This window comes from Glutamicibacter sp. NPDC127525, assembly GCF_042672105.1.
GTDB lineage: Bacteria > Actinomycetota > Actinomycetes > Actinomycetales > Micrococcaceae > Glutamicibacter.
Map to the genome: position 1 here is coordinate 459501 of NZ_JBHXVN010000001.1, position 19047 is coordinate 478547.

Annotated in this window: 17 protein-coding genes and 1 tRNA gene; 3 read left to right on the forward strand and 15 right to left on the reverse strand. The window is 61.8% G+C overall.

Annotation, left to right across the window (positions count from 1 at the left end; translation table 11 throughout):
- Positions 1-15 precede the first annotated feature (15 nt).
- Positions 16-1077, forward strand: coding sequence for a histidinol-phosphate transaminase (gene hisC / locus ACFVHU_RS02100; protein ID WP_388022184.1), 1062 nt, complete (start codon positions 16-18; stop codon positions 1075-1077).
- Complete coding sequence (locus ACFVHU_RS02105; protein ID WP_105658504.1) at positions 1074-2450, forward strand: amino acid permease; 1377 nt, start codon at positions 1074-1076, stop codon at positions 2448-2450. The genes hisC and ACFVHU_RS02105 overlap by 4 nt, the downstream gene beginning before the upstream one ends.
- A gap of 33 nt (positions 2451-2483) precedes the next feature.
- Here the strand turns inward: ACFVHU_RS02105 and ACFVHU_RS02110 are convergent, their stop codons facing one another.
- The 15 genes from ACFVHU_RS02110 to ACFVHU_RS02180 form a co-directional block, all read right to left on the reverse strand.
- Positions 2484-3158, reverse strand: coding sequence for a DNA alkylation repair protein (locus ACFVHU_RS02110; protein WP_105658503.1), 675 nt, complete (start codon positions 3156-3158; stop codon positions 2484-2486).
- Between the two features lie 14 nt (positions 3159-3172).
- Positions 3173-3832 carry a GyrI-like domain-containing protein gene (locus ACFVHU_RS02115; RefSeq protein ID WP_388022187.1) on the reverse strand — a complete coding sequence of 220 codons (660 nt, stop codon included), beginning with the start codon at positions 3830-3832 and terminating at the stop codon, positions 3173-3175.
- Entirely contained in the window at positions 3814-4833 is a 1020-nt protein-coding gene (locus ACFVHU_RS02120) for a magnesium and cobalt transport protein CorA (protein ID WP_388022189.1), read from the reverse strand. Before ACFVHU_RS02120 ends, ACFVHU_RS02115 begins: the two co-directional genes overlap by 19 nt.
- A gap of 179 nt (positions 4834-5012) precedes the next feature.
- On the reverse strand, positions 5013-6749 hold the full coding sequence (locus tag ACFVHU_RS02125; protein WP_105661571.1) for an HNH endonuclease signature motif containing protein: 1737 nt from the start codon (positions 6747-6749) through the stop codon (positions 5013-5015).
- A gap of 111 nt (positions 6750-6860) precedes the next feature.
- Positions 6861-6933, reverse strand: a tRNA-Ala gene (locus ACFVHU_RS02130).
- A 72-nt stretch (positions 6934-7005) separates the two neighbouring features.
- Positions 7006-7386, reverse strand: coding sequence for a ribosome silencing factor (gene rsfS, locus ACFVHU_RS02135; RefSeq protein WP_105658500.1), 381 nt, complete (start codon positions 7384-7386; stop codon positions 7006-7008).
- Between the two features lie 57 nt (positions 7387-7443).
- Positions 7444-8826 carry a hypothetical protein gene (locus ACFVHU_RS02140; RefSeq protein ID WP_146112903.1) on the reverse strand — a complete coding sequence of 461 codons (1383 nt, stop codon included), beginning with the start codon at positions 8824-8826 and terminating at the stop codon, positions 7444-7446.
- Positions 8827-8908: 82 nt separating this feature from the next.
- Complete coding sequence (gene nadD / locus ACFVHU_RS02145; protein WP_105658499.1) at positions 8909-9514, reverse strand: nicotinate-nucleotide adenylyltransferase; 606 nt, start codon at positions 9512-9514, stop codon at positions 8909-8911.
- Positions 9515-9516: 2 nt separating this feature from the next.
- Positions 9517-9729, reverse strand: a complete 213-nt coding sequence (locus tag ACFVHU_RS02150; RefSeq protein ID WP_105658498.1) for a hypothetical protein — start codon at positions 9727-9729, stop codon at positions 9517-9519.
- A gap of 118 nt (positions 9730-9847) precedes the next feature.
- The gene (locus tag ACFVHU_RS02155) at positions 9848-11134 is read right to left on the reverse strand and encodes a glutamate-5-semialdehyde dehydrogenase (protein WP_105658497.1); all 1287 of its coding nucleotides are present in this window, start codon (positions 11132-11134) and stop codon (positions 9848-9850) included.
- Between the two features lie 16 nt (positions 11135-11150).
- The gene (gene proB / locus ACFVHU_RS02160; protein ID WP_388022193.1) at positions 11151-12308 is read right to left on the reverse strand and encodes a glutamate 5-kinase; all 1158 of its coding nucleotides are present in this window, start codon (positions 12306-12308) and stop codon (positions 11151-11153) included.
- A 3-nt stretch (positions 12309-12311) separates the two neighbouring features.
- The gene (gene obgE / locus ACFVHU_RS02165; RefSeq protein ID WP_105658495.1) at positions 12312-13901 is read right to left on the reverse strand and encodes a GTPase ObgE; all 1590 of its coding nucleotides are present in this window, start codon (positions 13899-13901) and stop codon (positions 12312-12314) included.
- A 123-nt stretch (positions 13902-14024) separates the two neighbouring features.
- Positions 14025-14279: a 50S ribosomal protein L27 gene (gene rpmA, locus ACFVHU_RS02170; protein ID WP_013349162.1), complete on the reverse strand. Its 255-nt coding sequence runs from the start codon at positions 14277-14279 to the stop codon at positions 14025-14027.
- A gap of 48 nt (positions 14280-14327) precedes the next feature.
- The gene (rplU, locus tag ACFVHU_RS02175) at positions 14328-14636 is read right to left on the reverse strand and encodes a 50S ribosomal protein L21 (protein WP_013349163.1); all 309 of its coding nucleotides are present in this window, start codon (positions 14634-14636) and stop codon (positions 14328-14330) included.
- Positions 14637-14864: 228 nt separating this feature from the next.
- Positions 14865-17708: an Rne/Rng family ribonuclease gene (locus tag ACFVHU_RS02180; protein ID WP_332595297.1), complete on the reverse strand. Its 2844-nt coding sequence runs from the start codon at positions 17706-17708 to the stop codon at positions 14865-14867.
- A gap of 606 nt (positions 17709-18314) precedes the next feature.
- On the opposite strand from ACFVHU_RS02180, the gene ACFVHU_RS02185 reads away from it, so the two are divergent.
- Entirely contained in the window at positions 18315-18938 is a 624-nt protein-coding gene (locus ACFVHU_RS02185) for a vitamin K epoxide reductase family protein (RefSeq protein ID WP_105658493.1), read from the forward strand.
- Positions 18939-19047: the final 109 nt, after the last annotated feature.

Consider the following 19047-nt stretch of genomic DNA (forward strand, 5'->3'; position numbering starts at 1 on the left):
TCAGAGAGGAAACTCATGACCCTTCACCAGCGCCCCTCCTTGCAGGAAGTGCCCGCTTACAAGCAGGGCAAGCCCGCAGCCGCTGGAGCCTCCAAGCTCTCATCCAACGAATCCCCGCATAGCCCGCTGCCCTCGGTGCTGTCCAGCATCCAGGAGGGCCTGGCCACGATCCACCGCTACCCGAGCATCGCGGCGCCCGAATTGACCGGCGCCCTCAGCTCGCAGTTCGGCGTCCCGGCGGAGCACATCACCCTGGGCGCGGGCTCGGTCGAGGTCGCGGCCCAGATCATCCATGCGGTTGCCGCCGAGGGCGACGAAGTCATCTACGCGTGGCGCTCCTTCGAGGCGTATCCTTCGCTGGTGCGGATCGCCGGCGCCACCCCGGTCGAGGTGCCCCTGGATGCCGATAGCCGCCATGATCTGCCCGCCATGCTGGCCGCGATCACCGATAAGACCCGATTGGTCTTCATCTGCAACCCGAACAACCCGACCGGCACGGTGGTGGAGGCCCGCGCGCTGGATGAGTTCATCAATGCCGTGCCGCGCAACGTGCTGGTCGTCGTCGACGAAGCCTACGTGCACTTCGACCGCTCGGCCTTGCGGGCCGATGGCATCGAGCTGTTCCGCAAGTACCCGCATGTGGCCGTGCTGCACACCTTCTCCAAGGCCTACGGCCTGGCTGGCCTGCGCGTCGGGTACGCCATCAGCCCGCTGGAAGTTGCCGGGAACCTGCGCAAGGTGGCCGTGCCATTTGGCGTCTCCGACTTGGCACAGCGCGCGGCGGTGGCCTCGCTGGCCGCCATCGGCGAGCTGTCGCTGCGCATCGAGGAAGTCGTCACCCAGCGCGAGCGGATGTACGAGGGCCTGGCCGCTGCCGGGTACCCGGTCGTGAAGTCGCAGGCGAACTTCGTCTGGGTGGATGCCGGAGAGTCAACCGAACAGCTTGAAGCCAAGCTCGCCGCCGGCGGTGTAGTGGTTCGCGCCTTCCCCGGAGACGGGTTGAGGATTTCCTCCGGTACCGCACACGACGTCGATCGCGTGCTCGCGGCCCTGTCCGTCCAGGAGGCCACCGCGTGAGCGCAGTCAAAGCCCCCGAGCAGCTGCATACCGGGCTGACCCGGCGCCAGATCTCCATGATGGGCCTGGGCGGCGCGATCGGCGCTGGCCTGTTCGTCGGCTCCGGCCAGGCCATTTCCATTGCTGGTCCGGCAGTGCTGGTCTCCTACCTGATCGCTGGAACCGTGATCATCGTGATCATGGCCATGCTCGCGGAGATGGTAGCCGCCAATCCGTCCTCCGGCGCGTTCTCCACCTTCGCTGGCCAAGCCATGGGGCGCAGCGCAGGGTCTACCCTGGGCTGGCTCTACTGGATCCAGCTGGTCGTGGTGATCGCTGCCGAGGCTACCGGGGCCGCGGCTATTACCGCCGGCTGGGTTCCGGCCTTCCCGCAGTGGGCATGGGTGCTCGGCTTCGTGGTGGTCCTGACCGGAGCGAATCTGCTCGGCGTAAGGAATTACGGCCGTTTCGAATACTGGTTTGCCGTGATCAAGGTGGCTGCGATCATCGCGTTCCTGGTCTTCGGCGCCTTGGTGCTGACCCGGGTGATCCCGACGCCGGAACCAGTTGGCTTCGCCAATCTGGCCGCCCATGGCGGCTTCGCCCCCGGTGGCATGGCCGGCATCGCCGCCGCAGTCCTGATCGTCATCTTCTCCTTCGGCGGTACCGAGGTGGTGTCCATCGCGGCCGCCGAGTCCAAGGACCCGGCCGGCAACATCAAGCGCGTGGTCAAGTCCGTGATGATGCGTATCCTGTTCTTCTACCTCGGCTCGATCCTGGTCATTGTCGCCCTGGTGCCCTGGAATGATCCGGCGATCGTGGACGGCCCATTTGCGGCTGCACTGGATGTCATGCACATTCCAGGCGTGGGCTTCTTGATGAACGCCGTGGTCGTGGTCGCCTTGCTTTCGGCGATGAACGCGAATATCTACGGTTCCTCGCGCATGCTGTACTCGCTGGGCCAGCGCAAGCTCGCCCCGAGCGCCGTCACCCACGTGACCGGCAAGGGCGTGCCGTCGAAGGCCGTGATCGCCTCCGTGGCCTTCTCCTTCCTGGCCGTGGGCCTGAACTGGATCTGGCCCGAGGCTGTGATGCCGATCTTGCTGAACGTGGTGGGTTCGACCATCATCTTCATCTGGGCGTTCATTGCCGTGACGCAGCTGATCCTGCGTCGCCGCGCGGACCGCGATGGCGGGCATCTGCCGTTGCGGCTGTGGGGTTTCCCGGGCCTGTCGATCGCTACGATCATCGTCCTTGCGGCGATTGTCGCCATCGCGATGACTGATCCCGCGGCGCGCACCCAGCTGCTGCTCACCGGCGGGCTGACCGCCGTGATCTGGGTGATCTCCAAGATCGCGCTGCGCGATAAGCGCGAGGAACCGGCGGACGCCTAGCTCCCGGAAGCCTAGGTCCAGCGATTGCTGGACCTAGGCTTTTCTTTTGGCCATTTCGGTGATCCAGATGGGAGCGAATGGTGAAATGCACCCGGCGGAGGTCGGGTAGTCCGCCAGCACCTGCAAGGTCTCGCCGATGGCCAGGGCACGTCGGCGCAAATGCTCATGCTCGATGCCGATGTGCGCCAGGGTCGTATTCATCGCCCACTGCAGGCGATCCGGTGCGGCGCTCATTCGGGCTTCGATCGTGTCAAGCAGCTGTTCCAGGTCCAGCAGTTCCGGGGCCTTGACTACCTGGTGGGCAGTCAGCTCCCAGCCGGCAGCCAGCTGTACCGGGTCGCTCTGGCTCATGAGCAGCAGGCGGAGCTCCTCGAGCAGCTTGGATTTCTTGACGATGTAGCTCAGGAACCATGCTTGGACCTTGGGAGTGCTGGCGCCTTGGCTCCACACCTGCAGCTGTTCCAAGGTAAAGCTCCGTGGTTTGGCGATCAGCAGCGCGACCAGCCGGGTTGCGGTTTCGCCGGTGGCCCAGAGTTCCTCGGCAAGCTCCTGGTTGCTCTTCAACGACTTGGCCAAGGCGCGGAGCTTGCCTAGATTCACGCCGAAATCATCGCCGTGCTTCTCATTGACCGCGCGGTACTTGGGGTCTTCGAGCTCGGCCAGTGCCTGTTGCACTTGGGCAACTGTGCTCTGGGGTGCCAGTTCCATCTATTTTCCTCTCGCTAGTTGGGCTCAACGGGTTGGCGCAGGATCGTGCGAAGCTTTTCCGGTGCCACCCTACGAGGGTCGCCGAGGTAGATCTCGTGGTGCTTGCCAGTCATGCGCAGTCCCTGGCCGGGTATGAATTCGTGGTGCATCGCGGCCAGGATTTCGGCTTCTGCATCGTAGGGGCCAATGTGCAGCGTCTGCACGCATTGGCCTTCAGCAAGCGACTGGAACCGGATGCGCCCAGGGCAAGGCGACGGCTTCTTCGCCTGGGCGGTTTCCAGAGCCGTCGCGTAGTCGTCCTCGTTGATCCACGCCGGGACCATCAGCATCATGGTCCAGCTCCACTGTTCCTTGTCTCTCCGTTCGGTAAAGACCGCCATGTCCTCGGCCCACCACAAGCCTTCCAGCGGCGGGACGACATAGTCCTTGCCCTGCGCCTTGCTCGCGAATTTGAGTTTGTAGGCCACCGGATACAAGGTTTGCAGGGCTTGCTGGTACAAGTTGCTGGTATTCGGGTCACCTGATCCATCGAACATCAGGTAGTGCATCGCTGGCAGCTGCAGGACACGGAACTGCCCGGCCACGGACCGATAGCTGTCCAGCGACTTCTTGAAGTCGATTTTCGCCGTCAATGTCTCCCCTGGAATCTTTCCGCTCAGAACCACTTGCGCCATTTGAATACACCATATAGTGCGGCAGCAAATCCCAGCATGAGGCCGGCCGCAATCGGGTAGCCGAAGGTCCAATGCAGTTCTGGCATGTTCTCGAAGTTCATCCCGTAAATCGCTGCAATCAAGGTCGGGGCGAAGAGGATCGCTGCCCAACCGGAAATCTTCTTCATGTCCTCGTTTTGGCGCTGGGCTACGAGGGTGGAATTGACGCTCAAGATCTGCGATAGCGCATCCCGGTATTCCACGGCTTGGGTATGCGCGCGGGTGAGGTGGTCAGTGACATCCTGCAGGTAGGTTTCCAGCTCAGCGGGCACCGGGTACTTCTTGAACCCGTCGTCGAGCGATTGCACGACCTCCAGCAATGACGCGGTCGCATGCTGCATGTCGATCACTTCTTGGCTGAGGCGATAAATGCGTTCGGTGACTGCGGCATCGCCACTGAAGACTTGCCGTTCGATCTGCTCCTTGTCGATCCCCAGGCCGTGGAGCACGGGGGCGTATCCATCAACAATCGCATCAAGTATCCGGTACAGCACTGCTTCGGCGCCCAACCGGAGCAGCTCCGGGTCTTTGAGCAGCATCTGGTCCTTGCGAAGCTTGCCGTTCCTGATTGACTCGACGAATTCCTCGCCGTCTGTGCCGTCGATCCACCGGTGGTCCTGGCAGAGCACCGCCACAGCGCCTTTGCGCATCAGGATGTGGAACTCGGACAGCTCGACTTCTTCGGATTCATCGAGGTACAACGCTGAGCGAACTACCAGCAGGAGCACCTCGCCGTAGCGTTCGAGTTTAGGCCGCTGGCGGGCGTGCACGAGGTCTTCGGCTAGCACTGGATGCAGTTCCCACGCCTCGGTGAGATCGTGGATGTCAGCTTCATCTGGTGTGGGATACAAGGACAAAGCAATGCGCTGATCACCAGTCTGGCCGAACGCCAGCGCATCGGCCGCGCTCGTGCCTTCCGGAGCGGATTCCACGTTGCCATCATCAATATAGCGAACAGCCATCGAGGTATGCGACGAATTCTGGGTACCGAAAAATGGTCGGGAATTCGCAGCCCGGCGTTGAACACGTGACATATTGCTCCTGAATGATCTTCGTTCATTCAAGTATCGCAACTCCGGCGAGAATATCGGCGCTGAAACGGTCCTCCGCTCGTCGGCGGCTGAATCTTGCTAGGGGGATCTCAAGGTTCGACGATTTCTACGTCCAGCTCCCCCGCGCGCCACTTCGCTGTCGTTTCATCCGCCAACGCTTCAGCTTCCAATGCCTCTGCGGGAGTCATGAAATACGTATTGATCCGCAATTTCTGTTCCGGATCCAATTCTGGTGAAAGCAATACCATCGGCCTGCTCTCCGGAATCTTCACCGCGTGGAACAACCCGCAATGCCGGGCAGTGTGGTGTATCAGGCAATTCAACCCGGCAGACTTGATATCCGTTCGTCCACCCTTTTCCCACGCGTCCAGATGATCAATTTCGCACCGTTCTACGGGCATGCTGCATCCAGGATAGGAACAGCCCCGGTAGGCGGCTCGGATCGCACGGCGCTGGGACTTCGAATACAGTCGTTGCGTCCGGCCTAAATCGAGGGGCAGGCTCTGGCCATTGAGCACTACCGGATACACTCCGGCATTGCACAGCGCAGTTCTGACTTCACCAGCAGACAAGGACATCCCACTGCTGGTGACCGCGAAGTCTTGTGCTTGCTCTTGCATCTTGTCCCAATTCAGAATGATGCTCACCTGCGGTGCGACCAACCCAGCACGTTGACCCGGCGGGTCACTGGTGCTCGTCCTGTCACTCATCAGCATTGCCATGAATCCAACTAAACGGCGTCGCTCGGGCTTCAAATCCTCCCATGGAGTGACTGCACCATTGGTAGCTGATTCAGTATTACGTTCTTCAGGATCCCCCGGCCGGCAACATTCTTCCTCGTCATCCGAGGTCTCCGAAACTTGTTCGTTGTTGTCTGCCGGCGGACTATCGTCTTCGGTTTCTTCGTCCGCCACCGGATCGTCTTTTGCCCAGTCCGGTTTGGACTCCGCATCGTCCCAACCGGAGTCCTGCTGACCCGTGAATTGAGCCTCGGCGTCTTTCAAGCCGTCCCTGTTCCCGGCCACGGTGGCAGGATTGTCCAGTTGCGCGAAGTAGGCCTCGATATACGCCGCCTGGGAGGGCAACACACGAAGCGTATACTCGATCAGGCCCTGGCGCATGCCCTTCTTGAAGATGCCAATGCGCTCCAGCAGAGCTTTCAGCGGGCGTTTGCCGGCTTTCACCTGAGCCACCAAGTCATTGATGTGCTTACGAGCCGATTTGGGTTCTGAGCGCAGGAAAGCGACTGATTCTGCTTCCAATCGCGCTTTCTCCGCCTGGCCGGTTTCATCGTCGCCGAAATCATTACGTGCCGAATGCAGCTTCAAGGCCGTAGAAGCTACCAATCGCGGGTCCACATTCGGGGCTTCGAATTGCGCGGCTAGCTCCGGGAGCCACGGCTCTACCGGTTGCCCTGCTTGATCGACACCACCTAGCAGGCAGTCGGCTTGGACTAGCCGAGTTCCTGCAGTGCCGCGCGGAATATTCAGCCAGTCGGTCATCATGCCTTTGGCGTCTTTGAAATGGGTGCGCCCGGTAGTGGCATGTCCTTCGGCGGCTTCAAGTTGTTCCAGCGTGGGATCGACACCAGCATCGCTGACCGCTTGGAAGGAGGCCTGATCAAGTTTGTGTGCACCGGTGCGGCGTAGGGCATGAGCTGCGTGGATCTGTGCCCGACTGAGCTTTTGGTTGATTTCCTCGACATACAGCGCGAATATCGCAGCGTGGCCGGCCGGTACGTCGCCGGACAGGATCGAAGTAGCCAAGGCGATTAGCTTGCCCGCCTCGACCAGATTCGATAGTGCTTGTGCCGTCACTGTGCTCATGGGATACAGCATGCCGTGGGCATCGCGGGCACCGGCGGTGGGCAACACGGTTTGTGGAAAACAAAAAATCCTGAAATCTCGGACAAACCGAAATTTCAGGATTTTAATTTGTGGAGGTAAGGGGATTCGAACCCCTGACCTTCTGCATGCCATGCAGACGCGCTACCAACTGCGCCATACCCCCAAAAGGATTGCTGCCCTGATCAGGCAACTCCATAATCATAGATGACTACCTGATCAGGATGCAAATTGAGGGTTACTTCTGGTTTTCAGAAAGTTCCTCAGGCAGCTCGATGACTGGGCAGTCGGCCCACAGGCGTTCGAGCGCGTAGAAGATGCGGTCTTCCTGGTGCTGAACGTGGACGACTACGTCGCCGTAGTCCAGCAGGACCCAGCGTCCCTGGCCGAAGCCTTCACGGCGAATCGGACGCATGCTGTACTCGTCGAGCACCTCAGCGACGATTTCATCGACGATTGCGTTCACCTGAGGTTCTGATCCACCAGAGACAATCAAGAAAGCGTCGGTGACGCCCAAGCGGTCGGCAACGTCCAGCGCGACCATGTTTTCTGCCATCTTCTCGGAAGCCGCGTGCGCGGCAACTTTCACGAGGGCAATTGATTCGGCGTGTGCTCCCATAGAGTGGAGTGCCTCCTTATAGAGGTGTAGATCGAGAACCTAATTGTCCTACGAAAACTAGTTGCCAAGCAACATGATCAAGCCAGCAATCAATGCTGCACCGCCCACGCTGAGGGCGACGATCATCGCGATCAGCATGTTATTGGCGCGGCGGAGGCCGTGCGCCTGCACGTCAAGTGGCTGCAATCCCTGTGCATTGACCGCATCGATGCGTGGCATGTCAACGTCCGGGGCCGGTTGGGCCGTATGGGTTTCAGCCTTCTGATCCGCCGGCGCCTTTGGCGCAGGCTTAGCGGCTGGTTTTGCAACTGGCTTGGCTGCAGGCTTGGCCGGTGCCTTGGCCGCAGGCTTGGCGGGGGCCTTCGCTGCGGGTTTGGGCGCCGGCTTGGCCATAGGCTTCTTGGCTGCTGGTGCCGCTTCGTCCTTCTTGGAGCTGAGCTTGCCGCCGGCGTTGAAGTCCAGCGAAACACTCTGGGTCTTGGGCCCTTGCACGCCGGTTTTGGCGATGCGGTCCTCGACCTCGCGAATGTTGCCCATGGCGCCGGTGAAAGGATCGGAGGCCTTGTCGTCCTTGCCCTGGTTGGCATTCTGGATGCGCAGGCGTTCACGTTCCGCGGCACGGCGGGAAATGATGGCCGCGCGGGCTGCCATTTCACGCTGGTGGGCGAGCACTTCGAGATCGATCTCGGAATCGTCCTCCCCCAGCAGGTTTGGATCGACCGGGGTCTTCGGCGCGTGGGCACGGCGGGCGGCTAGCGCCTGCTCGACGCTCATGACCGTAGTCTCCGGGTCGTCTTCCTTGGGCGCAGGCTTCTTGGCGGCCGGGGCCTTCGGCTCGGCCTTGCCCTGGTCTGCCAGCGCCTGGAGGCGCAGTTGACGGCGGGTCAGCGGCTTAGGTTCCTCCGCGGGGGCGACCGTTGGAATATTAGTGGTCAGCGCGCCGACCTCTTCTTCCAGTCGACGACGCTCGCGCAAGGCCTCGCGGTCACGGGCACGGCGCAACGACGCCCGTTCACCCAGGGACTCTTCGGACTGTGGTGCGCTAGCTGGCTCAGCTGCAGGCTTTGCGCTGGGAGCCTTGGCTGGGGCTCCAGCCGGCTTGGCCGCTTCTGGCTTGGCACCTGCGGTCTTGGCGGCTGGCTTGGCCGGCTGCGGCTTGGCTGGAGCTGGTTTTGCCGGCTCTGGCTTGGGTGCAGGCTTGGCCGGCTGCGGCTTGGCTGGAGCTGGTTTTGCTGGCTCTGCCTTGGGTGCCGGCTTGGCCTTTGGGGTCGCGTCAGATTTCGCTGGCTTCGCCGAATCCTCGGCCTTTTCCGCGCTTTTCGACGCGTGCTCCTTGGCTGCCTGCTCGGCCTTGCTGTTGGCCAGCAAAGCTTCCATCTCAGCACGTCGTTTTTCGCGCAGAGCTCGCCTGCTTGAAACCGGCTGCGAGTTATCGCTCATCCTGATACTTCTCCCGACCGCATAGACAAATACCGTCACCCTTACCTAGAGATTATGCCGTGCTACCCCACCTTATGTGAGGTTACGACTCGGTATACAGCCCATATTTTGCAATGTACTGCACCACACCGTCCGGCACAAGATACCAAACCGGCTTGTCGGCGGCGACACGCTCCCGGCAATCGGTAGAGGAAATTGCCAGTGCCGGAATTTCCAATTGCGAGACATTGTCGCGACCCACATCCGCGATGACATAGCCAGGGCGGCTCACGCCAACGAAGTGGGCGAGGTCGAAGACCTGGTCGATGTCGCGCCAGCTCATGATCTGGCTCATCGCGTCGGCACCGGTAATGAAGAAGAGCTCCGCATCCGGGCGCAAGGCGCGCAGATCGAGCAAGGTGTCACGCGTGTAGGTGGCGCCTTCGCGGTCGACGTCGACCCGGCTTACGGTGAAGCGCGGGTTCGACGCGGTGGCGATCACGGTCATCAGGTAGCGGTGCTCAGCGCTGGTGACCTGGCGATCGGCCTTCTGCCAAGGCTGGCCGGTGGGCACGAAAACGACCTCATCCAGGCCGTACTCGGCGGCTACCTCGCTGGCAGCGACCAAGTGGCCATTGTGGATGGGGTCAAAAGTACCGCCCATCACGCCGAGGCGCAATGGGCGGTCTTGAGGCTTTTGCTCTGCCAAGACTAGTGGCTATGTGGTACGTGAGTCTTGAACTGGCGGTGGGTGTCCTCTGGTTCAGGCTTTGCCTCGTGGCGGTTGCCTACGTTGGTGTAGGAAACGGTAATCAGCAGCAGGACCATCAGTGCTGCGAAGATGCCCCCACCGACGATCACAGCGAAAGTGTGAGGATCCATGCCGGTGGAAGCGGCTTCCGAAGCCAAAATCAGCGCGTTCAAGATAATTCTCCAGTCGTTTTCACGAGTTCGCTAAGCCAGCAACCTGGGCGGCTGGATCAGTAGCTCGAAAAGTAACGGTACGTTTCTTCTACATCGTACCGAAAAGGGCGGTCAGAAACTATTTGCGAATGTGCCCGTCGCCCTGGACGATCCACTTGGTCGTGGTCAGTTCGGCCAGGCCCATCGGGCCGCGAGCGTGCATCTTCTGGGTCGAGATGCCTACTTCTGCGCCCAGGCCCAGCTGCCCGCCGTCGGTGAACCGGGTCGAGGCGTTGACAATCACCGCAGCCGAGTCGATCTCCGCCACGAACTGCTCGGAAGCAGCCAGCGTGGAGGTGATGATCGCCTCGGTATGGCCGGTGGAGTAGGCGCGGATGTGCTCCAGGGCCTGGTCCATGCCATCGACGACCTTCACCGCGATATCCAAGTCCAGGTACTCGTTGCGCCAGTCATCCTCCCCCGCCGGGATGGTCGGCAGCTGCGGAACCAGCGCGGCGGCTCGGTCGTCCGTGTGCAATCTCACGCCGGCTGCGGCCAGGGCCTGCAGCACTGCCGGGGCCACAGCGGCATCCTTGTGGACCAGCAGGGTCTCCACGGTGTTGCAGACGCTGGGGCGGTGGGTTTTCGCGTTGAGCAGGATATCGACGGCCATTTCCTCGTCGGCGCTCGCGTCGAGGAAGATGTGCACATTGCCTTCGCCGGTTTCGATTACCGGGACCTTGGCGGTGGTGACCACGCGCTGGATCAGCTCGCGGCCGCCACGCGGGATGAGCACGTCGATCTTTCCGCGCGCGCCCATCATGGCGTCGGCACCGGCGCGGCCGAATTCGTCGACCGAGATCACGATGTCGCGGGGCAGGGAGACGGACTCCAGCGCGTCGCGGATCACCGCGACCAGCGCCTGGTTGGAGTTCAGCGCCGCCGAACCGCCACGCAGCAGCACCGAGTTGCCGCTCTTGAGCGCCAGGCCGGCGATGTCCACGGTGACGTTCGGACGCGCTTCGTAGATGGTGCCGATGACGCCCAGCGGGACGTTGACCTGGCGCATGCGCAGGCCGTTGGGCAGGGTTTCCCCGCGCACCACGCGACCGACCGGGTCGGGCAGGCCAGCGAGTTCATGCAGCGCGGAAATCAGGCCGTCGATGCGCTTGCCATCGAGCTTCAACCGGTCCAGCAGGGCCTCGGAGGTGCCATTGGCGCGGCCGGCAGCCAGGTCCTTCTCGTTGGCGCGCAGGATCATCGCACGATTCTGGTCGATGCGCGAAGCCATGGCCGCGAGGGCGCGGTCCTTCCAGTCGCGGTTGGCGCGCTTGAGGATCCGTGCGGCGCGGCGTGCACGGTCGGCCAGCTGGTGGACCGAGGTGGTGACGTCGGTGGTCGTTTCTTCGGTGTTTACGGCATCCATACTCATGCTCCTCATTCTAGAAAATGGGTTCGATCAAAGCTAGGTCGTCAACATGCACTACTGATCTGTCGTAACCTTCGCCCAGCTCCTCAACCAGATCCGTGGTGTTGTGTCCGAGCATCTCGGGCAGTTCATGGGAGCTGAAGTTCACCAGCCCGCGAGCGAAGGGGGTTCCTTCCGCGTCGCAGATCTCTACGGCGTCACCAGCCTCGAATTCCCCGCGGACGGCGGTAATGCCGGCTGCCAGCAGCGAGTTGGTTCCCTTTTCGATGGCCTTGACTGCGCCGGGATCCAGGATCAGCTTGCCTTCGATGGAAGCCAGATAGGCCAGCCAGACGTCGCGGGCCGAACGGCGGGAGTTGCGGGCGGCGAACCAGGTGCCTACATCCTGTCCGCGCAGCGCCTTGGCGGCATTGTCGGTGCTGGTCACCAGGGTGGGAATGCCCGCCGAGGAGCTCAGGGTCGCGGCATCGACCTTGGTGATCATGCCGCCGGTGCCGACTCCGGCTGCCCCCGGGGTGCCCAGGTCCACCGCTTCGAGTTCGTCGGGGTGCTCGATGGTGGTGATGCGGCTGCCACCGTCATCAGGGTGCGCGTCGTAGACCGAGTCCACGTCGGAGAAGAGCAGCAGCGCGTCGGCCTTGACCAGGTGGGCCACCAGCGAGGCGAGGCGGTCGTTGTCGCCGAAGCGGATTTCGCGGGTGGCGACCGCGTCATTTTCGTTCACGATGGGCAGCACGCCCAGGTTCAGCAAGCGAACCAGGGAGCGCAGCGCGTTGGTGTAGGAAGAGCGGCGCATCAGGTCGTCGGCGGTGAGCAGCACCTGGCCTACGCGCTGGTCGTACTCATCGAAAAGCTGGGTGTACTGCGCCAGCAGCAGACCCTGGCCAACGGCCGCCGCGGCCTGCTGGGTGGCAAGGTCCTTGGGACGCTTGGCCAACCCGAGCGGGGCCAGACCGGCGGCAATGGCACCTGAGGATACAAGAATGACCTCGGTACCGTTGTTGACAGTTTCAGCGAGAGTGTCCACCAGGAACTTCAACCGCTCGTGGGATATCCCGCCGCTGACCGTGGTCAGCGAGCTGGATCCAACTTTGACCACTAAGCGCTTGGCTTGAGGCAGTTGGTGGGGCGAGGTAATGGCTGAAATTGTTTTGGTGGCACTTTCACTCATACTTTAATTTTCCTCCTGGGTTGCCTTTGGTTCCGCAGTCTTTCGTCCGTACTTGGAGTCAACCGATTCGGTCCAGACGCCGGCCTTGCGTTCGGCTTCCAGCTCGGCGCGAGCCGATGCCTTGGCCGCCCGGCGCTCTTCGTGCTCGGCACGCTTTTCCTCGCGGGTCTTGCGATCGCCGCGATCCTCGAGGCGGATGTCCTCGCCGCGTCGGCTGCCGCCGAGCAGTTCGGCGCCGGCTGCCATAGTTGGCTCCCAATCGAAGACCACTGCGTTGTCCTCGGCGCCGATGATTACCGCGTCCCCTGGCTTGGCGCCGGCCTTGAACAGCTGGTTTTCGACACCCAGCTTGGCCAGGCGGTCAGCCAGGTAGCCGACAGCTTCATCGTTGCGGAAATCGGTCTGCATAATCCAGCGTTCCGGCTTTTCACCGATAACTCGCCACATGGGCTCAAAGTTCTGCTCCTCGCGGCGGATGGTGAACTCGGCACGCTTGGTGGTACGTGGACGAATCACAGGCACCTCGACTACTGGGGCTTCAACAACCTGTTCAGCGCGTGCCTGCTCTACCAATTCAGCCATAGCGAAGGACAGATCACGCAATCCGTTACGCGAGAGCGCGGAGATCTCGAAGACGCGGTAACCGCGTTTTTCCAACTCAGGGCGCACGAATTCAGCCATGTCGGCACCGTCTGGCATGTCAACCTTATTAAGTGCGATCAGCTTCGGGCGCTCGATCAGCGGCACGATGGTGCCGTCGGTACCGGCGAAGGTGGAGTCGGCTTCGTAGTTAGCCAGCTCTGCTTCGATGATGTCCAGGTCGCTGATTGGGTCGCGGTCCGCTTCCAGCGAGGCGCAGTCCAGCACGTGCACGATGGCGGCACAGCGCTCAACGTGGCGCAGGAACTCGTGGCCCAGCCCTTTGCCTTCGGAGGCTCCAGGGATCAGGCCAGGCACGTCGGCGACGGTGAAGCGGGTTTCGCCTGCTTCGACGACACCCAGGTTGGGCACCAGGGTGGTGAACGGGTAGTCGGCGATCTTCGGGCGTGCCGCGGACACGGCGGCGATCAGCGAGGATTTGCCGGCCGATGGGTAGCCCACCAGCGCGATATCCGCCATGGACTTCAGTTCCAGGACAATATCCTGGCCGGTTCCGGGAATGCCCAGCAACGCGAAGCCCGGGGCCTTGCGCTTGTCCGAGGCGATGGACGCATTGCCCAGGCCGCCCATGCCGCCTATTGCGGCGATGTATTCATCGCCCGGCTTGACCAGGTCGCCGAGGATGTCGCCGTCCTTGGTCTTGATGACGGTGCCGGCAGGTACGCCCAGGACCAGGTCCTCGCCGCTCTTGCCCGGGTGCAGACCGCCCTTGCCCGGCTCGCCGTTGCCGGCCTTGCGGTGCGGCAGGTGGTGGAAGTCCAGCAGCGTGGTGACCTGGGGGTCGACGCGCAGGATGATGTCTCCGCCCTTGCCGCCGTTGCCGCCGTCGGGACCGCCAAGCGGCTTGAATTTCTCACGCTTGATGGACACACAACCGTGGCCACCATTACCTGCGGTGACATGAAGGGTTACGCGATCAACGAATGCAGCCACGGGGCCATCTTCTCCTAGTACGGGGTTGCGAGGGTTACTCGCTTAAAAGTCTAACTATGCACGCAAGGGGCGGACCGAAATCGGCCCACCCCTTGTGTACTAAAAATTTGCCTGTTGCCTGAATTAGGCAGCAGCCACAATGTTCACCACGCGGCGACCACGACGGGTGCCGAACTCGACTGCGCCAGCAGCCAATGCGAACAGGGTGTCATCCTTGCCACGGCCTACGCCGGCGCCTGGGTGGAAGTGGGTGCCACGCTGGCGAACGATGATTTCGCCTGCCTTGACTTCCTGTCCACCATAGCGCTTTACGCCTAGGTACTGTGCGTTGGAATCGCGACCGTTGCGAGTGGAACTCGCACCTTTCTTATGTGCCATGCCTTTTAGCCTCTTTCGCTACAAAAATGGATTCTACGATTGCCTGAATTAGGCGATCGAGGTGACCTTGACCTTGGTCAGAGCGGCACGGAAGCCCTGGCGCTTCTTGTAACCGGTCTTGTTCTTGTACTTCTGGATTACGATCTTCTCGCCGCGAAGGTTTTCTACAACCTCAGCGGTGACCGTGACCTTAGCCAGATCGGCAGCTGCGGAAGTTACCTTCTCGCCATCTACCAACAGCAAAGCTGGAAGCTCGATGGAGCTGCCTGGGGCAGCCTGAAGACGGTCAACGGTGATGAGGTCTCCAACGGAAACCTTCTCCTGGTGGCCGCCTGCGCGGACAATTGCGTACACCACGTGGGTACTCACTTCTACTCGACGTTTATTGTCTTACCGGCGCAGATATCGACCCGAACACCCACAAAGTGGATGCGATCCCGGGGATCTCATGCGCTTGTGCCTTGACGCCGAGCGGACCAAAAGTCCGTGATCTTGGCGTTTAGCACCGATCAACTAGATTACGCTAGTCCACACCGCTGGAGCAAATACAAACTGCCCCAGCGAGGGAAGCGTGATCAAGTTCATCTATTTCAGTTCGCGTACTGGAACACCCACACCGAGCATTACCGGTTGCCCGGCAGGCTCAGCTGGCTTATCTTTCTGCGAACCGGAGGCATCCATCTGAACTACCGAACCGGTAGCGGCGGATACCTCTGCCACGAGAACCTCTGCAGTCGCATCGCCCTGGACCGAGGTGGCCCGACGACTGCGACGCTTTGGCTTCGTGGAATTCTGTGGGGCTGCCGCGGTGGCGGCAACTGGGACGGAAGCCGCGGGGCTGCTGGACTCAGCAGGCGCGCTGGCAGCAGGCATGGCCAGGCCGGTGAGCACCGGCTGGTCCTGCTGTGCCGCTTCCTGCGGACGCGAAGCACGGCGTGAGCGCTTGCGCGGCTGCTCCTGGGACGTCGAGGCGGCAACAGGTTCAGGAGCAGCCTGCTGTTCCTGGTTGGCCTGAGCTTCCTCGTTGCCCGAAGCGTTTTCCTCGGACTGGTTGCGTCCGCGTCCACGGGAGCGTGAACGGCGGCGCGGCTTGCGGCTGCCGTCCTGCTCGTCGCTGGACTCATCCTGGCCCGGCAACGCTGCTTCCAGCGCTTCCAGGGTAACCGAGGCCTCGGTGCCCTGCGCAGACGCCGCGGACTTGGCCACAGGAATCTGTTCGCCCTCGATGCTCACTGCGTTTTCAGCAGCGGCATCCAGGTGCGAAGCGGCGGCAATGCTGGCCAGGGCGTTGCGCGTGGCTTCGTCCTTCTCCCCTGCTGCCGGCTCCTGCTTCTCAACTGGCTTCTGCTCGTCCTTCTCGCCGCCACGACGGCGGCGGGAGTTGCGGCTTGGCTTGTCGTTGAACTTCTTGCTGTGCGCTTCGCCCTGCGAGTTGAAGGTCTTGCGCGATTCAACTGGCTCTTCGTGGGTGATGAAGCCAGCACCTGCACAGTGCTCGCACTCTTCACCGAAGACTTCGAGCAGGCCGGTGCCCATGCGCTTGCGCGTCATCTGGACCAGACCCAGCGAGGTCACTTCAGCAACCTGGTGCTTGGTCCGGTCGCGGCCCAGGCACTCCACCAGGCGGCGCAGCACCAGATCGCGGTTGGATTCCAGGACCATGTCGATGAAGTCGATGACGATGATGCCGCCGATGTCACGCAGGCGCAGCTGGCGGACCACTTCTTCGGCCGCTTCCAGGTTGTTCTTGGTCACGGTCTCTTCGAGGTTGCCGCCCGAACCGGTGAATTTGCCGGTGTTCACGTCGATGACGGTCATCGCTTCGGTGCGGTCGATGACCAGCGAACCACCCGAAGGCAGGAAGACCTTGCGGTCCAGCGCCTTGGCGATCTGCTCGTCCACACGGAAGTTGGCGAAGATGTCCTCTTCGGCTTCCCACTTCTCCAGGCGGCCCATCAGATCCGGCGCCACGTACATGACGTAGGCCTCGATGGTGTCCCAGGCGTGGTCACCGGAGACGATCAGCTTGGTGAAGTCCTCGTTGAAGACGTCGCGGACCACCTTGATGGTCAGATCGGGTTCCGAGTACAGCAGTTCCGGAGCCAGGGTCTTGGTGGAGTTGGCCTGCTCTTCGATGCCTTCCCACTGCGCACGCAGCCGGTTGATATCGTTGGTCAGTTCTTCCTCGGAAGCGCCTTCGGCGGCGGTGCGCACGATGACGCCCGCGTTTTCCGGCAGGTGGTCCTTCAGGATCTTCTTCAGGCGCTGGCGTTCGACATCAGGGAGCTTGCGCGAGATGCCGGTCATCGAACCACCTGGCACGTAGACCAGGTAGCGGCCAGGCAGGGAGATCTGGCTGGTCAGCCGGGCGCCCTTGTGGCCTACCGGGTCCTTGGTGACCTGCACCAGGACCGAGTCGCCAGCCTTCAAGGCGTTCTCAATGCGGCGCGGCGCGCCTTCGAGAGCGGCTACGTCCCAGTTCACTTCGCCTGCGTACAGCACGGCGTTGCGGCCGCGGCCGATATCCACGAAAGCAGCTTCCATGGATGGCAGCACATTCTGCACCTTGCCGACGTACACGTTGCCGATCAGCGAATCCTGCTGGGTCTTGGAGACGAAGTGCTCTGCAAGCACTCCATCTTCCAGTACGCCGATCTGGATGCGGTCCTCGCGCTGGCGCACGATCATCTTGCGCTCGACGGATTCGCGGCGGGCCAGGAACTCGGCCTCGGTGATCACCTGGCGGCGGCGACCGGTTTCGCGTGATTCGCGGCGGCGCTGGCGCTTGGCTTCCAATCGGGTGGAACCGCGCACCGAAGCGACCTTGTCGTTGACCGAGCTGTGGCTTTCGATACTGCCACGCGGGGCGCGCACACGGGTAACGGTGTTCGGCGGATCATCCTGCGAGCCGCCCTCAAGTTCCAGATCCACTTCCCCGCGGCGACGGCGGCGGCGGCGGCGCGAAGTCACGTCGTCGGCATCGGCGTCTGCCTCGGGATCTGCGGCAGCTGCGCGGCGAGCAGGTTCCTGCTTCTTCGCAACAGCCTGGGCCAGAACAGCCTGAGCTGTTTCCGGCACGGCGAAAGGATTCAAGATCATGGTGCTGCCGTGTTCGGCCAGCAGCATGCCGGTCTGGTCAACGTCGTTCGCTTCCTCAACCGGTGCAACTTCCTGCTCGGCCGGGGCAGCGATTTCAGCGCTCTGCTCCTGGACGTCTTCCTGCTTGTCCTGGACGTCTTCCTGCTTGGCCGCGGCGAGCTCTACGGCCTCGTCATTCGCGGTATTGCGCACTGCCTGCGCCCGGCGTTCGGCCTGGCGGCTGGCCCGCTTGGTGGAATCAGGGGTGGAAATCTGGGTGCGGCGGGTGGCCCGCCAGCGGTATGGGCTTTCCTCGACGCCGGCAGCGGCATTGAGTTCGGCCAAGGTCATGGCGCGACGCAGTGGTCGCGCGGGTGTGGTTGAAACACTGGTACGGCGGGCTCGTGTTGAACGGTTGCCCCGCTTATTACCTTGCGTTCCGCCCTTTCGTTGATTTGCTGCGCTCATTTAAATTCGCGTACTCCTACTATGTCCCGCTCGGGCATCCTCCACAGACGGCGCCGTTGCTGAAACTACAATCATCACGTGTCGCTTGGCCTACTTATCTTCCAGTAGTCCGGACACAAAAGCTCGCTATTTTCCGCGGGTTCGACGCTGGTCCAAATTTCTGAACCAGGCGCAAATCCTGCGGATCAACGTGGCCTAAGAAAACCGGCTGCTTTCCTTTGCAGCCCTACGATCCGCGGTATTCCCCCGGGAGGCGCACATATTGGGCACTCAACCGAAGCGATGCATCGCCTGTCGATCTGTTGTTTCAAAAGTCTGTCGTCGGGTTGAAAGCAGACTGTGGATCCGCGAACAACCATTCCCATTCTCTCATATTTCGTTCACGCCTTGTTCATTGCTTCTCACCAGATGCACAGAAATGCTTCCTAGTATGAAAAAGGCCTTGGCGGAATAACCCGCTTTCCTATGAACTTATGGAATAGTCAAAACATGGTTTCATCACAAGAAAATAGCCACGGCTCGGGCGTGTTGCCCTGGTGGGCTAAGGAACGCGGCTTCGGGCTGTTCATCATCGTTACGGGATTGATCTCTTGGCTCGCCGCCGGAATCCTGGTCCTGGAACGCTTGGAGTTGTACAAGAACCCCGACTACATCACCAGTTGCGACGTCAATCCCTGGATCTCCTGTGGCACCGTGATGAAATCCGAGCAGGCAGGAATCTTCGGATTCCCCAATCCCTTCTTCGGGATCGTTTGCTTCGCTGTTGTTATCGCCATCGGCTTCGCCCTGCTGGCCGGCGCAACAAACCTGAAGCGCTGGTTCTGGCTGTGCTTCCAGCTGGGCATCACCGCCGCTATGGGCTTGGTGATCTGGTTCTGGTCCCAGGCCCTGTATGAAATCAATGCCCTGTGCCCTTACTGCATGGTCGTGTGGGCCATGACGATTCCCTTGTTCGTGTTCACAACCGCACGCAATGTGCTTACCGGCGTGATTCCTGCTGGCGCCGGCGTGAAGAAGTTCTTCGCCGAGTGGAGCTGGATCATTACTGCCGTCATCTGGGCGCTCGTTGCCGCATCGGTCGTCCTGCGTTTCCCGCTCGCCTTCTTCGGCTAGAGCCCGGCTTCCATGCCCACCTGCGGGGCCGCTACTTCGGTAGCGGCCCCGCAGTGCTGTTCCTGGCGCTCCCCCACCCCGCCGCCAACCAGGTCGGCCGGCCTTGTGC

Coding starts and splice junctions, on each gene's coding strand:
- hisC (WP_388022184.1), top strand. CDS start 16: ATGACCCTTCACCAGCGCCCCTCCTTGCAGGAAGTGCCCGCTTACAAG.
- ACFVHU_RS02110 (WP_105658503.1), bottom strand. CDS start 3,158: ATGGAACTGGCACCCCAGAGCACAGTTGCCCAAGTGCAACAGGCACTG.
- ACFVHU_RS02115 (WP_388022187.1), bottom strand. CDS start 3,832: ATGGCGCAAGTGGTTCTGAGCGGAAAGATTCCAGGGGAGACATTGACG.
- ACFVHU_RS02120 (WP_388022189.1), bottom strand. CDS start 4,833: ATGGCTGTTCGCTATATTGATGATGGCAACGTGGAATCCGCTCCGGAA.
- ACFVHU_RS02125 (WP_105661571.1), bottom strand. CDS start 6,749: ATGAGCACAGTGACGGCACAAGCACTATCGAATCTGGTCGAGGCGGGC.
- rsfS (WP_105658500.1), bottom strand. CDS start 7,386: ATGGGAGCACACGCCGAATCAATTGCCCTCGTGAAAGTTGCCGCGCAC.
- ACFVHU_RS02140 (WP_146112903.1), bottom strand. CDS start 8,826: ATGAGCGATAACTCGCAGCCGGTTTCAAGCAGGCGAGCTCTGCGCGAA.
- ACFVHU_RS02155 (WP_105658497.1), bottom strand. CDS start 11,134: ATGGATGCCGTAAACACCGAAGAAACGACCACCGACGTCACCACCTCG.
- proB (WP_388022193.1), bottom strand. CDS start 12,308: ATGAGTGAAAGTGCCACCAAAACAATTTCAGCCATTACCTCGCCCCAC.
- rpmA (WP_013349162.1), bottom strand. CDS start 14,279: ATGGCACATAAGAAAGGTGCGAGTTCCACTCGCAACGGTCGCGATTCC.
- ACFVHU_RS02180 (WP_332595297.1), bottom strand. CDS start 17,708: ATGACCTTGGCCGAACTCAATGCCGCTGCCGGCGTCGAGGAAAGCCCA.
- ACFVHU_RS02185 (WP_105658493.1), top strand. CDS start 18,315: ATGGTTTCATCACAAGAAAATAGCCACGGCTCGGGCGTGTTGCCCTGG.